The organism is Rhodococcus ruitaii (genome assembly GCF_055230935.1).
Genome location: NZ_JBUYWC010000008.1, coordinates 89,775 through 103,018, shown reverse-complemented (window position 1 = coordinate 103,018; position 13,244 = coordinate 89,775). Strand labels below are relative to the sequence as shown.

Below are 13,244 nucleotides of genomic sequence, written 5' to 3'. Positions count from 1 at the left end.
ACCCTCGCGACGACATCGATCCGACTTCCGGAATCCCAGATCTGTCCGCTCTGCTCCCGCCTGGAACAGCCTGCAGGAGGCACCCTCGATGAAGATCCGTTCCACATTTTTCGGCACGGCGACGCTTGCCGTCGCAACGGCGACCGCGTTGACCGCGTGCTCGGGCGGCGGCGCCAGCGACACCGTTGGCGGTGACACGGGTGCCGACGGCTCCGGCGGCACCGTCAACCTGTATGCGTACGCCGTGCCAAAGGTTGGTTTCGACCTGTTGATCCCGGCCTTCCAGGAGACCGAGGCAGGTGAAGACGTCGTATTCCAGCCGTCGTACGGGCCCTCGGGCGACCAGTCGCGCAAGGTACGTGATGGAGCCGCCGCCGATTTCGTGAATTTCTCCGTCGAACCCGACATCACCCGACTCGTCGAGGCAGGGTTGGTCGACGAGGGCTGGAACGCCGGCGCAGACAAGGGGGTGCCGTTCGGTTCGGTGGTCACCATCGTGGTGCGGGAAGGCAACCCCAAGAACATCCAGAACTGGGGCGATCTGCTGCGTGAGGACGTCGAGGTCGTCACACCGAATCCGTTCAGCTCCGGATCGGCGAAGTGGAACCTGCTCGCCCCCTATGCGGCCGAGAGCAACGGCGGTCAGGACAGGCAGGCCGGCCTCGACTACGTGACAGCGCTCGTCCAGGACCACGTCGAGGTGCAGCCGAAATCCGGACGAGAAGCCACCGAGACGTTTCTCCAGGGCACCGGCGACGCGCTGCTCAGCTATGAGAACGAGGCCCTGTTCATCGAGCGCAAGGGTGATCCGGTCGAGCATGTCACGCCGCCGACCACGTTCAAGATCGAGAACCCCGCTGCGGTGCTCAGTGATTCGGCGAACGCGGAGAAGGCCCAGGCTTTTCTCGACTTCCTCTACACGGAGGAAGCCCAGCGACTGTGGGGCGAGGCAGGGTTCCGGCCCGTCGACCCCGCCGTTGCCGAGGAGTTCGCCGCGGACTTCCCGGAGCCGGAGACGTTGTGGACGATCGACGACCTGGGTGGCTGGGATGCCGTCGATGACGAGCTCTTCGCCGAAGGTACCGGAGCCATCGCCGTGATCTACGACAATGCAACGAAATAGAGCGCGACCGTGAGTGCTTCCGCAACGGCCTCCGCCCCGAGGCAGCGCGGCCGACGCACCGCGAAAGTGACCGGTGCCGTAGGCCCACTCGGGATCGGCGTCGCCACCCTGTGGCTGAGTATCATCGTCCTGCTACCACTCGCAGCCCTGGCCACCGAGGCCTTCTCGGAGGGCATCGGCGGCTTCTGGAACGCGGTCACCGCACCGAATGCTCTGGCGACCCTTCGTATCACGGTCACCGTGTCGATCGTCGTGGCGTTGATCAACGCAGTGATGGGTACGTTGATCGCGTGGGTACTCGTACGCGACGAATTCCCGGGTAAGCGGATCGTCAACGCGCTGATCGACCTGCCGTTCGCGCTTCCCACGATCGTGGCGAGCATCGTGCTGCTCGCGCTGTACGGGCCGCAGAGCCCCATCGGTATCCAACTCAATGCGACACAACCCGGACTGGTCGTCGCCCTTGCATTCGTCACCTTGCCGTTCGTGGTGCGGTCGGTGCAACCCGTCCTGATCGAGGCCGACCGGGAGGTCGAAGAGGCCGCAGCATCACTCGGAGCCGACAACGTCACGATCTTCCGTACCGTGGTGTTGCCGACCCTGGCGCCCGCGGTCCTCGGTGGCGTCGGGCTCGCGTTCGCCCGCGCCATCGGGGAGTACGGTTCGATCGTGCTGATCGGCGGGAACATTCCCGGTCAGACGCAGGTGGCATCGCAGTACATCCAGCAGCAGATCGAGATCGACCGGCCGGTCAACGCCGCAGCAGTCTCAGTGGCGCTGTTGCTCATCGCATTCGTGGCACTGTTCGTGCTGCGGTTCGTCGCGCATCGCGGCCGTGTCCGTGAGGAGAACGACGCGTGAAACTCTCCCCGCTCTCGCGTATCTCACTGCGCGTGATCGCGCTCGGCTACCTGGTGGTGCTGCTGCTCGTACCGATCGGCGTGATCCTCTACCGCAGCTTCGAGAACGGGGTGATGGCCTTCGTCGACTCGATCACCACGCCCGCCGCGATCTCGGCGTTCAACCTGTCGTTGCTCATTGTCGCGATCGTCGTCCCGGTCAATGTCGTGTTCGGTATCGTCGTCGCGCTCGCGCTGGTGCGCGGGCGATTCCCCGGACGCGGACTCCTGCAGTCTGTCGTGGATCTGCCGTTCGCGGTGTCGCCGATCGTCGTCGGCGCCGCACTGATCATGTTGTGGGGGGCCAACGGCTGGTTCGGCGGACTCGAATCCTTGGGATTCAAGGTGATCTTCGGACTACCCGGCATGGTCATCGCGACGATCTTCGTGACCTTGCCGTTCGTGGTCCGCGAGGTCGAACCTGTTCTGTACGAGATCGGTGAGGAACAGGAACAGGCGGCCGCGACGCTCGGGGCCGGTACGTGGCAGACATTCCGGCGGATCACCCTGCCGGCGATCCGTTGGGGATTGACGTACGGCATCGTCCTCACCGTCGCCCGCGCGCTCGGTGAGTTCGGTGCGGTCATCATGGTGTCGTCCGGCTTCCCCGGGCTATCCCAGACCCTCACACTGCTCGTCCACGCCCGCTACATCGACGACCACAACACCTTCGGCGCGTACAGCGCAGCCACCCTGCTCATGGCCATCGCAGTAGTGGTCCTGCTATTGATGACGTTGCTCGACCGCAAGAGGAGCACCCAGGCATGATCACCGTTACCGGGGCATTCAAGAACTATGGCGACTTCCCTGCCCTCGATGACGTCTCCGTCGATATCCCGTCCGGCTCGTTGACCGCGCTGCTCGGCCCGTCCGGTTCGGGTAAGTCGACGTTGCTGCGTTCGATCGCCGGGCTCGAATCTCTCGACGGCGGCACCGTCCACATCGCAGGACGCGACGTCACACACGTGACACCGCAGAAGCGTGGGATCGGCTTCGTGTTCCAGCACTATGCTGCCTTCAAGCACATGACCGTCCGTGAGAACGTCGCGTTCGGTCCGAAGATCCGCAAGATTCCGAAACAGCAGATCGCGGCCAAGGTCGATGAACTCCTCCGGGTCGTCGGACTCGATGGATTCCAGCATCGGTACCCCGCTCAGCTGTCGGGCGGGCAGCGGCAGCGCATGGCGCTCGCGAGGGCGCTCGCAGTGGACCCGCAGGTGCTGCTTCTCGATGAGCCGTTCGGTGCGCTCGACGCGAAGGTTCGCGCCGACCTGCGGACCTGGCTGCGCCGACTCCACGACGAGGTTCACGTGACCACCGTGCTGGTTACACACGACCAGGAGGAGGCGCTGGACGTCGCCGATCGCATCGCCGTGATGAACCGCGGCCGAATCGAACAGGTCGGCACCCCCGAGGATCTCTACGACCGCCCGGAGAACGACTTCGTGATGTCGTTCCTCGGGAACGTCTCGAAGTTCAACGGCAGCCTCGTGCGGCCGCACGACATCCGGCTCGGCCACGAACCCGGACTCGAGATCGCGCAGGCGTCCGGCACACAGGACCTCGGTGTCGCCCGCGCCACCGTCGAGCGTGTGGTGCATCTCGGATTCGAGGTGCGCGTCGAGTTGACGAACGCCGCCACGGGCGAGCCGTTCATCGCGCAGATCACGCGGGGTGACGCGCGTGCACTGGGTCTGAGGGCGGGCGACACGGTCTACGCGCAGGTCACCGCGGCGCCGGGTGAGCCTGCCGACGTGAGCCTGTCGGAGTGAGCCTCGGGGCTGGTCGCAAGACTCAGCTCCGGCAGATGAGCACCGGGCACATCGAGTGGTGGATCAAGTTCTGGCTCGTCGACCCGAACAGCGCCGACGCGATGGTGCTACGTCCGTGACTACCGACGACCACCAGTTGCGCGTGCGCGGAATGCTCGAGCAGGATCACATCGGGTTTGCCGCGTTCGACGCTGTACGAGACCTTCACGTCGGGATGCTTCTCGCGGTGGCCCGCCAGGCTTTCCGCGAGTTCCGCAGTGCGGTGCTCCCGGTAGGCCTCCCAGTCGGTGAACCGTGACCCTTCGCCGTAGGTGAGGGTCGACTGCTCGGTCCAGGTATGCACCGCGGTCAGGGGTGCGCCGGCCTTGTCCGCGATCTCGAAGGCGTGGTGTATGGCTTTTGCGCTCAATGCGCTGCCGTCCACTCCCAGAACGATGGGTTTGTCGTCGAGTTCGGACGGACCGGGTTCACCGCGCCACGACACGACCGGGCAGTGCGCGTGGTTGGCGGTGTGGACGACATCGGATCGCGCGAACATGGATTGCAGTTCGCTCGTCGTGGTGTGGCCGAGCACGATCATGCGCACGCCGTCCGAGATGTCTACCAGGGTCTGCGCGGGCTTGCCCAGCTCGATGGCGCGTTCGACGACCACCTCGGGTTGTGCGGCGCGCACCGCGGCCTCGGCCGCATTGAGCGCCCCCTCCACATCGAGGACTTGTTCCCTGTCGGCATCGGTGGCGGCGCTGTTGCTCGGCTGTCGTTCCGACGCGACGTGTGTCAGTTGAAGACGCTGGTTGAACCGACGCGCGACCGACGCGGCCCAGCGCGCTGCGTCGAGCGCGCTGTCCGAGCCGTCGATGCCTGCGACGATTCCACGTCTCATCGATTCTGTGCCCATGTGGTCTCTCCTCACTCTGTCACCAGTGTGGTACAGACCACATCCACTCGCCAGGATTCGGTGATCTCCGTCCAGGAAAGCTGTCGCCCGGTAGCGTGTTCAGTCGCCGACCGCGTCCTTACCTCGCTGCACGATCTTCGGATCCGCCGGGAACACCACCTGGCTGTCTTTGCCGTCGTACTCGAACTGGTCGAGGAAGAAGCGCATCGCATTGATGCGGGCACGCTTCTTGTCGTTGGATTTGATGGTCGTCCACGGCGCGTGGTCGGAATCGGTGCGCCGGAACATCTCTTCTTTCGCGGCGGTGTATTTGTCCCATTTGTCGAGAGACTCGAGATCCATGTCCGAGAGCTTCCATCGCCGGACCGGATCGAGCTGGCGGATCGCGAACCGGGTGCGTTGCTCGTTCTGGGTGACCGAGAACCAGAATTTGGTCAAGGATATGCCGGCCTCGGTGATCAAACGCTCGAACAGCGGGACGTTCTTCATGAACCGTTCGTAGTCGTCGTCGGAGCAGAAGTTCATCACCCGCTCCACGCCGGCGCGGTTGTACCAGGAGCGATCGAACATCACGAGCTCGCCGGCGGTGGGGAAGTGCTCGATGTAACGCTGCAGGTACCACTGGCCGGACTCGCGGTCGGATGGTTTGTTCAGCGCGACCACACGGGCGTGCCGCACGTTGATGTATTCCTGGAAGCGTTTGATCGTGCCGCCCTTGCCTGCGGCGTCGCGGCCCTCGAACACAATGATGTGCTTCGACTTGTTCTCCTGCGCCCAGGCCTGGAATTTCAGCAGTTCGATCTGCAGAAGGTACTTCTCGACCTCGTACGTCGCGCGGTCCATCCGCTTCTTGTACGGGTAGTTCTCACGCCAGGTGTCGACCGCGCGACCTCGGGTGTCGATCAGGTCGGGATCCTCGCCGTGATCGTCGCGCACAGAATAGCCTTCGGTGCGGAGACGGTCGATGTACTGGCGTAGTTCGTTCTGCACGTGTTCTCCTCGCGGATCCCGGGTTCCGACGGAATGGGTAATACCGTTCTAGACCAGGAACGTGAATAGCGCACGAACAGATCGCAGTGTGGATGTGTGCTTCGTGTGATCTGCGTCAGGCCGCGACGAGCGACCGGGGTGCGGTGACGGCGTCGCGGTAGCGCTCGGCGATGACCCGGCCGACGGCGTCGTGCGCGGTCAGTGTTGCGGCAATGCGCACGTTCGGTAGTGCCTCCGCTGCGGCGCACGCGCGATCCCACAACAGCCCGGGTGCGAGCATCCATGGCGCGAGGACGAGTGTGCGCGCACCCGATCGCGAGAGCTCGGCCAGCGTCGCCGCGATGGACGGGACGGCCGTGGTGGCGAAACACGTACGCGCTGTCGTCCACGACGTCCCGGCGAGTACACGAGATGTCACCGTCGCAGTGGACGCGTTCGCGCCGTCCCGGCGAGATCCGACCGCACACAATGCGATCCCGACTGCAGGATCGTCCGGGGCCGCACCTGCTGCGACGATGTTGTCGCGTGCCGCCGCAACCAGCAATTCGTCGTCGCCGAGGATGTCGGAGCACACCACGTCGAGGCGCGGATTGCGGTTCCGGGACTCGGCCAGGAGGGCGGGGAGGTCGATACGTGCGTGGAAGGCGCTGCCGAGAAGCAACGGCACGATGACGGCACGTCGGTGTCCGTCGGCGGCGATGGCATCGAGTACCTGGGGAACTGAGGGCGTGTTCAGGTCCAGAAACGCGAGCCGCACGTCCCATTCGGGATGTCGACGGCGCAGGACTGTGAGCGCGGCAGCCACGGCCCGCGCCGAACGCGGGTCACGGCTGCCGTGCGCGACAGCGATCAGCGGGATCATGCGGGGACGTGGTCCTCGGTGCCGATTCCGCCGAGTTCGATGTCGGAGAGCCCGTTGCCGACCAGACCGGCCGCGAGAGTGTTTCCGCCGGCCGGATCGATGAGGAGGAAGCTGCCGGTGCGACGGTTGACCTTGTAGTCGTCGGCTGCGATCGGCTCGGCAACCCGCACCGAGATCCGTGCGATCTCGTTGAGTTCCAACGACTCCGGGTTGGGAACGGACGTCAGGTTCTGCTCGTCGAAACGCTCCTCGAGCGCGCCGACGATCGCCTGGGTGGTGCGGGTGCCGTGCTTGAGCAACAGACGTGCACCGGGGCGCAGCGGCTTCTCGGCCAACCAGCACACGGTCGCCTCGAACTCGCCGATCGGTTCCGGTGCGCCCGGGGCGGCGATGACATCGCCGCGCGAGACGTCGACGTCGTCGGCCAGGATCAGGGTCACCGACCGGCCGGCGTGCGCGACGTCGAGTTCGCCGTCGGCGGTGTCGATGCGTTCGATCGTCGTGCGGATGCCGGACGGCAGAATCACGACCTCGTCTCCGGGACGGACCGATCCGGCACCGATCTGACCGGCATAGCCGCGGTAGTCGGGGTACTCGGCGGTGCGGGGCCGGATGACGTACTGGACGGCAAACCGCAGGCCGACGTCGTGTCGTCCGTGGACATCGGCGTCGACCGGTACCGACTCCAGGTGCTCGATGAGGGTCGGGCCGTCGTAGTACGGGGTGTTCTCCGAGCGGACCGCGACGTTGTCGCCGTGCAGCGCCGACACGGGGATCTCCTGCACGTCCTCGGGGGCCCAGCCGAGCGAGCGGGTGAGCGCGTTGAACTCGTCCCTGATGTCGGCGAACACCTGTGCCGGATCCTCGACCAGGTCGATCTTGTTGACGGCGAGCACCAGCTTGGGTACACCGAGCAGTGCGAGCACCGCTGCGTGCTTGCGGGTCTGCTCGATCACGCCCTTGCGTGCGTCGACGAGCAGTACCACGAGCTGTGCGGTGGACGCACCGGACACCGTGTTACGGGTGTACTGCACGTGACCGGGGGTGTCGGCGAGCACGAAGCTGCGTTTCGGTGTGGCGAAGTACCGGTAGGCAACGTCGATGGTGATGCCCTGCTCTCGTTCGGCGCGCAAGCCGTCGACGAGCAGTGACAGATCGGGGGTGTCCAGGCCGCGGTCGACGGATGCGCGGGTCACGGCATCGATCTGGTCGGCGAGAACGGACTTGGTGTCGTAGAGCAGTCGGCCGACGAGCGTCGACTTGCCGTCGTCGACACTCCCGGCGGTAGCCAGGCGAAGGAGGTCGCTCATGATCAGAAGTAGCCCTCTCGCTTGCGGTCTTCCATGGCCGCTTCGGAAACTCGGTCGTCGCCGCGGGTTGCGCCGCGTTCGGTCAGGCGCGATGCCGCAACCTCTGCCAGGATGGCGTCGTTGTCGGCGGCGTCGGACAGGACCGCGCCGGTCGTGGAGCCGTCGCCGACGGTGCGGTAGCGCACCGACAGGGTCCGCAGCTCTTCGCTGTCGTTCGGACCGCCCCACACGCCGGGGGTCATCCACATTCCGTCACGCTGGTAGACGGGACGTTCGTGCGCGTAGTAGATGCTTGCGAGCTCCACGTTCTCACGTGCGATGTAGCGCCAGATGTCGAGTTCGGTGAAGTTGCTCAGCGGGAAGACACGGACCTGCTCACCGGGTGCGTGCCTGCCGTTGTACAGGTTCCACAACTCGGGTCGCTGCCGCTTGGGATCCCACTGGCCGAATGCGTTGCGCAGAGAGAAGATCCGCTCCTTTGCGCGTGCGCGTTCCTCGTCGCGACGCGCGCCGCCGAAGACGGCGTCGAACCGGTTCTCTGAGATGGCGTCGAGCAGCGGCACGGTCTGCAGGGGATTGCGGATTCCGTCGGGCCGCTCGGTGAGACGCCCGTCGGCGATGTACTCCTCGACACTCGCGACGTGCAGCCGCAGATTGTACTTCTCGACGACGTGGTCGCGGAACGCGAGCACCTCGGGGAGATTGTGGCCGGTGTCGACGTGCAGCAGCGCGAAGGGCAGCGGCGCGGGCCAGAACGCCTTGATCGCGAGATGGAGGAGGACGGTCGAGTCCTTGCCGCCGGAGAACAGGATCACGGGACGTTCGAACTCGCCCGCAACCTCACGGAAGATGTGGATCGCTTCCGATTCGAGTGCATCGAGAGTGTCGAACTTGTCGCCGTCCAGGACTGTCCGGCTGTCGGCGAGGTTCGTTTCGGTGAGTGTCATGAGGCGTGCAACCCGCATTCGGTCTTGGCTTGGCCGGCCCAGCGTCCGCTGCGCGGGTCGGACCCGGGGAGTGGTTTGTTCGTGCACGGGGCGCACCCGATGGACGGGTAGCCCTCGTCGACGAGGGGATTGACGAGAATCCCGTGCTCGTCGATGTAGCTCTGCATGTCCTCATCGGTCCATGCCGCGATCGGGTTGATCTTCACCAGCCCGAACGCCTCGTCGAACGAGATCAGCGGTGCATTCGCCCTGGTGGGTGATTCGACCCGCCGGATGCCGGTCACCCACGCGCGGTATCCGCTCAGGGACTCCTTCAGCGGCACCACCTTCCGCAGGCGGCAGCATTCACCGGCATCGCGCGCGAACAGGTCTTTGCCGAGCAGTGCGTCCTGCTCGGCCACGCTCTGCTTCGCTGCGGCGTTGATCACGTTGACCCCGTACACCTGCTCCACGGCGTCGCGGGTGCCGAGGGTCTCGGCGAAGTGGTAGCCCGTCTCGAGGAACAGGACGTCGACGCCGGGGTGGACCTGCGCGGCGAGGTGCACCAGGACGCCGTCCTGCATGTTCGACGCCACGATGTACGAGTCGCCGAAGGTCTTCTCGGTCCAGCGCAGCAGTTCCGCGGCCGACGCCCCTTCGAGGTGCGCCGCGCCGTGTGCGGCGAGCTCCCGAAGGTCATCGGAGGAATGTGTCGTGATGGTCATCGCAGATCTCCCTCGTCTGCACGTACGGTCCATTCGGCGAAGCGTTCACCCGCATTGCGGTTCTTGATGAAGTTCCGCACGAGCCGCTCGATGTAGTCGGTCGCCTCGTGCGCGAGGATGCGGTGTTGCCGCAGTTTCCGGCCGAATCCGATGTCGAATCCGAGGCTGCCGCCCAGGTGCACCTGGAATCCCTCGATCTGATTCCCGTCGCCGTCGTCGACCAGCATGCCCTTGAAACCGATGTCCGCGATCTGGATGCGGGCGCACGAGTTCGGGCAGCCGTTGAAGTTGAGGGTGATCGGTACGTCGAGTTCGGAATTCAGTTCGGCGAGCCGTGCCTCGAGTTCGGGAACGAGATTCTGTGAGCGGCTGCGGGTTTCGGTGAACGAGAGCTTGCAGTACTCGAGGCCGGTGCAGGCGATCAGGTTGCGGCGCCAGCGTGACGGGCGTGAGTTCAGGCCGACGGTTTCGAGCGCGCTGTCCACGCCCGCGACCTTGTCGTCGGGAATGTTCGCGACGATGAGCTTCTGGTACGGGGTCAGCCGCAGTGAGTCGGTACCGGCTTCGTCCATCGCATCGGCGATGACGTCGAGGATGGTGCCGGACACCCGGCCGGACACCGCGGAGAAGCCGAGCGCGTTGAGCCCATCGGTCTGCTTGGTGAGCCCGACATGATCGATCGGATGGAGTGGCCGTTCCGGCGCCGGCCCATCGAGCAGCGGTCGCTTCAAGTACTCGGTCTCGAGCACATCGCGGAACTTTTCGATGCCCCAGTCCTTGATGAGGAACTTCAGGCGCGCTTTGGAACGCAGTCGGCGGTAGCCGTAATCGCGGAAGATCCCGACGACGCCTTCCCATACGTCGGCAACGTCGTCGAGCGGAATCCAGGCTCCGGTGCGTTCCGCGAGCATGGGATTGGTGGACAGACCGCCACCGACCCACAGGTCGAAGCCGGGTCCGTGCTCGGGGTGGTTCACGCCGACGAACGACACGTCGTTGATTTCGTGGACGACGTCGGGCTGGCCGGAAATCGCAGTCTTGAACTTGCGCGGCAGATTCGAATACTCAGGGTTGCCGATGTAGCGACGCTTGATCTCGGCGAGGGCGGGGCTCGCGTCGATCACCTCGTTCGGCGACAGGCCCGCGAGGGGAGAGCCGAGCATGCCGCGTGGGCAGTCACCGCACGCCTCGGTGGTCTCGAGGCCGACCCCTTCGAGACGGCGCCAGATTTCCGGGACGTTCTCGATCTCGACCCAATGGAACTGGATGTTCTGGCGGTCGGTGATGTCGGCGGTGTCCCGCGCGAAATCCTTCGACACACTTGCGATGGCGCGCACCTGCGCGGTGGTGAGCTGCCCACCGTCGGTGCGGACCCGCATCATGAAGTACGGGGCTTCGAGCAGGTCGGCGTTGTCGTCGCCCGTCCACGTGCCGTCGTATCCTTCGGCGCGCTGTGTGTAGAGGCCCATCCAGCGGAATCGGCTGCGGAGGTCGGCCTTGTCGATGTTGTCGAATCCGACATGCTGGTAGCTGTCGATGATCCGCTGCCGGACGTTGAGCGGGTTGTCGTCCTTCTTCGTCTGTTCGTTCGCGTTGAGCGGCTCGCGGTACCCGAGTGCCCACTGGCCCTCGGCGCGGCGCTTCGCCGGGCGGCGACGGGCGGGGGGTGGCGTGTCGGCGGGGGGTGCGACGTCGGTGGTCGACGACATGCAGGTCTCCTGGATTCGAAGGACCGGACCGAGGGCGCGAGGGGGCTGGCCTCATGCGAACACGCCTCGACCCGGCGGGATCTGAGATTTGCCGGGGTGGTGCCGAACTAGCGACAGGCGGCGCAGGGCAGACAGATGGACGCGCAGACACGCTTGAGGTCGACGTGGCGTCGCGCCACGAGTCGCACTCCGAGTCCGGTCATGACGACCATTGTGCCACGTCACGGGGCGGATTCCGAAACCCGGAGGGTATTTCCACCCAAAATGAGGGAAATGTCGAGGTAGGGACGCCGCGCGTGGCGGGTGCCTACTCGATCTCTGGAACACTGGACGACGTGAGTGAGACGAGAACCGGCAGTGGGCCCGGAAGGGAACTCGGCGCGACGCGTGGGTTCGAACTGCCGGCGAGCGCACTCGAGGGGGTCGGCAGCCGGCCGTTCGGGGTGTACATCCATGTGCCGTTCTGCGCGACCCGGTGCGGCTACTGCGACTTCAACACCTACACGGCCGGTGAACTGGGTTCCGCGGCATCGCCCGAGTCATGGCTCGAGGGGCTCCGCCGCGAACTGGACGCCGGCGCCGAGATGCTCGATCGCGGAGGTCGTGGTGCGCCCGCTGCCGAGACGGTGTTCGTCGGCGGCGGCACGCCATCGTTGCTCGGAGCCGACGGGCTGTCCGAGGTGTTGAGCGCCGTCCGTTCGTCGTTCGGGCTCGCACCCGGTGCCGAGGTGACCACCGAATCGAACCCGGAGTCGACCTCCCCCGAATTCTTCGCACATATACGTGATGCCGGCTACACGCGGATCTCCCTGGGCATGCAGTCCGCGTCCCCCCATGTGCTCGCGGTGCTCGACCGCACACACACTCCGGGGCGACCGGTCGCCGCCGCCCGCGAGGCGCGCGAGGCCGGTTTCGGTCATGTGAACCTCGACCTCATCTACGGCACCCCTGGTGAAACCGACGCCGATCTCGACGCGTCGCTCGCCGCGGTCCTGGACGCCGGTGTCGATCACGTCTCCGCGTACGCGCTGATCGTCGAGGACGGCACTGCGCTGGCCCGGCGGGTACGTCGAGGTGAGTTGCCTGCGCCCGACGACGATGTGCTCGCATCCCGGTACGAGCGCATCGACCGGCAGCTGAACGCGGCCGGCCTCACCTGGTACGAAGTGTCCAATTGGGCTCGTGGCGACGATCTTTCAGCTCGATGCCGCCATAATCTCGGGTACTGGGACGGAGGCGACTGGTGGGGCGCCGGACCAGGTGCGCACAGTCACGTCGGTGGGGTGCGCTGGTGGAACGTCAAGCATCCCGCGCGGTATGCGGGGGTCCTCGCCGGCGGGCGCTTACCCGTCGCGGGAAGCGAGACGTTGACGGCGGACGACATCCACACCGAATCGGTGATGCTCACCGTTCGACTGCGTACCGGACTGCCACTGGCAGAACTGGACGCGGGCGAACACGCCGCCGTCGTGACAGTGGTCGAGGACGGTCTCGCCGTCGTGGTGGATGATCATCTGATCCTCACCGACCGCGGTCGGTTGCTCGCCGACGCCGTGGTGCGCACCGTTCTGCTCGGTGCCGACCGGGAAGCGAGTTAGAGGAACCGGGGTTCGCCGAAGATCTCGGGACCGGCCGGATCGGTCTCTTCGGGCGATGCGACACCGGAGAGTGGCGCAAGTGCGTCGTAGTCGAAGACGCGGGCATGGAGAACGGGCCGGTTGCGGAGTGCGGATTGCACGGCCCGGTGCAGGCCGTCCTCGAGATACAGCACCCCTTTCCACTGCACAGCGTGGGGAAACAGGTCGCCGTAGAACGTGGAGTCCTCCGACAACAGTCGGTCGAGTTCGAGAACCTTCGTGGTCGTGACGATCTCGTCGAGGCGGATCTGACGCGGAGGGATCCTCGACCAGTCGCGCAGCGACAGTCCGTGATCGGGATACGGTTTTCCGTCCCGGACACCCTTGAAGATCATGCGCCCACAGTACGCACGGGGTGGCGGATGGATCTCCTCGGCTCCGAGACGATTAGAC

At 65.6% G+C, this 13,244-nt stretch carries 13 protein-coding genes; 5 read left to right on the top strand and 8 right to left on the bottom strand.

Features of this window, described 5'->3' with window-relative positions; genetic code table 11:
* Window positions 1–88 precede the first annotated feature (88 nt).
* The 4 genes from ACZI8W_RS11885 to ACZI8W_RS11870 are packed head-to-tail and all read left to right on the top strand — an operon-like array spanning window position 89 to window position 3,794.
* Window positions 89–1,123 (top strand): sulfate ABC transporter substrate-binding protein, encoded by a 1,035-nt coding sequence (locus ACZI8W_RS11885; protein ID WP_463368702.1) that lies wholly within the window; start codon window positions 89–91, stop codon window positions 1,121–1,123.
* Between the two features lie 9 nt (window positions 1,124–1,132).
* Window positions 1,133–1,984 carry a sulfate ABC transporter permease subunit CysT gene (gene cysT, locus ACZI8W_RS11880; RefSeq protein ID WP_463368701.1) on the top strand — a complete coding sequence of 284 codons (852 nt, stop codon included), beginning with the start codon at window positions 1,133–1,135 and terminating at the stop codon, window positions 1,982–1,984.
* The gene (cysW, locus tag ACZI8W_RS11875) at window positions 1,981–2,790 is read left to right on the top strand and encodes a sulfate ABC transporter permease subunit CysW (protein WP_463368700.1); all 810 of its coding nucleotides are present in this window, start codon (window positions 1,981–1,983) and stop codon (window positions 2,788–2,790) included. The genes cysT and cysW overlap by 4 nt, the downstream gene beginning before the upstream one ends.
* Entirely contained in the window at window positions 2,787–3,794 is a 1,008-nt protein-coding gene (locus ACZI8W_RS11870) for a sulfate/molybdate ABC transporter ATP-binding protein (protein ID WP_463368698.1), read from the top strand. Before cysW ends, ACZI8W_RS11870 begins: the two co-directional genes overlap by 4 nt.
* A 22-nt stretch (window positions 3,795–3,816) precedes the next feature.
* Here ACZI8W_RS11870 and ACZI8W_RS11865 read toward each other — a convergent pair whose 3' ends face one another.
* From ACZI8W_RS11865 to ACZI8W_RS11835, 7 genes are all read right to left on the bottom strand, one after another.
* Complete coding sequence (locus ACZI8W_RS11865; RefSeq protein WP_463368697.1) at window positions 3,817–4,692, bottom strand: universal stress protein; 876 nt, start codon at window positions 4,690–4,692, stop codon at window positions 3,817–3,819.
* Between the two features lie 99 nt (window positions 4,693–4,791).
* Window positions 4,792–5,682, bottom strand: coding sequence for a polyphosphate kinase 2 (ppk2, locus tag ACZI8W_RS11860; RefSeq protein ID WP_463368696.1), 891 nt, complete (start codon window positions 5,680–5,682; stop codon window positions 4,792–4,794).
* Window positions 5,683–5,797: 115 nt separating this feature from the next.
* Window positions 5,798–6,544 carry a sirohydrochlorin chelatase gene (locus tag ACZI8W_RS11855; RefSeq protein ID WP_463368695.1) on the bottom strand — a complete coding sequence of 249 codons (747 nt, stop codon included), beginning with the start codon at window positions 6,542–6,544 and terminating at the stop codon, window positions 5,798–5,800.
* A complete protein-coding gene (locus tag ACZI8W_RS11850) occupies window positions 6,541–7,854 on the bottom strand; it encodes a sulfate adenylyltransferase subunit 1 (protein WP_463368694.1) in 1,314 nt (437 codons plus the stop codon). The genes ACZI8W_RS11855 and ACZI8W_RS11850 overlap by 4 nt, the downstream gene beginning before the upstream one ends.
* Before the next feature lie 2 nt (window positions 7,855–7,856).
* Entirely contained in the window at window positions 7,857–8,801 is a 945-nt protein-coding gene (gene cysD, locus ACZI8W_RS11845; RefSeq protein WP_463368693.1) for a sulfate adenylyltransferase subunit CysD, read from the bottom strand.
* The gene (locus ACZI8W_RS11840; protein ID WP_463368692.1) at window positions 8,798–9,505 is read right to left on the bottom strand and encodes a phosphoadenylyl-sulfate reductase; all 708 of its coding nucleotides are present in this window, start codon (window positions 9,503–9,505) and stop codon (window positions 8,798–8,800) included. The genes cysD and ACZI8W_RS11840 overlap by 4 nt, the downstream gene beginning before the upstream one ends.
* On the bottom strand, window positions 9,502–11,214 hold the full coding sequence (locus ACZI8W_RS11835; RefSeq protein ID WP_463368691.1) for a nitrite/sulfite reductase: 1,713 nt from the start codon (window positions 11,212–11,214) through the stop codon (window positions 9,502–9,504). The genes ACZI8W_RS11840 and ACZI8W_RS11835 overlap by 4 nt, the downstream gene beginning before the upstream one ends.
* Before the next feature lie 335 nt (window positions 11,215–11,549).
* On the opposite strand from ACZI8W_RS11835, the gene hemW reads away from it, so the two are divergent.
* The gene (gene hemW, locus ACZI8W_RS11830; RefSeq protein WP_463368690.1) at window positions 11,550–12,812 is read left to right on the top strand and encodes a radical SAM family heme chaperone HemW; all 1,263 of its coding nucleotides are present in this window, start codon (window positions 11,550–11,552) and stop codon (window positions 12,810–12,812) included.
* Here the strand turns inward: hemW and ACZI8W_RS11825 are convergent.
* Window positions 12,809–13,186, bottom strand: a complete 378-nt coding sequence (locus ACZI8W_RS11825) for a type II toxin-antitoxin system VapB family antitoxin (protein ID WP_463368689.1) — start codon at window positions 13,184–13,186, stop codon at window positions 12,809–12,811. The genes hemW and ACZI8W_RS11825 overlap by 4 nt on opposite strands.
* Window positions 13,187–13,244 lie beyond the last annotated feature (58 nt).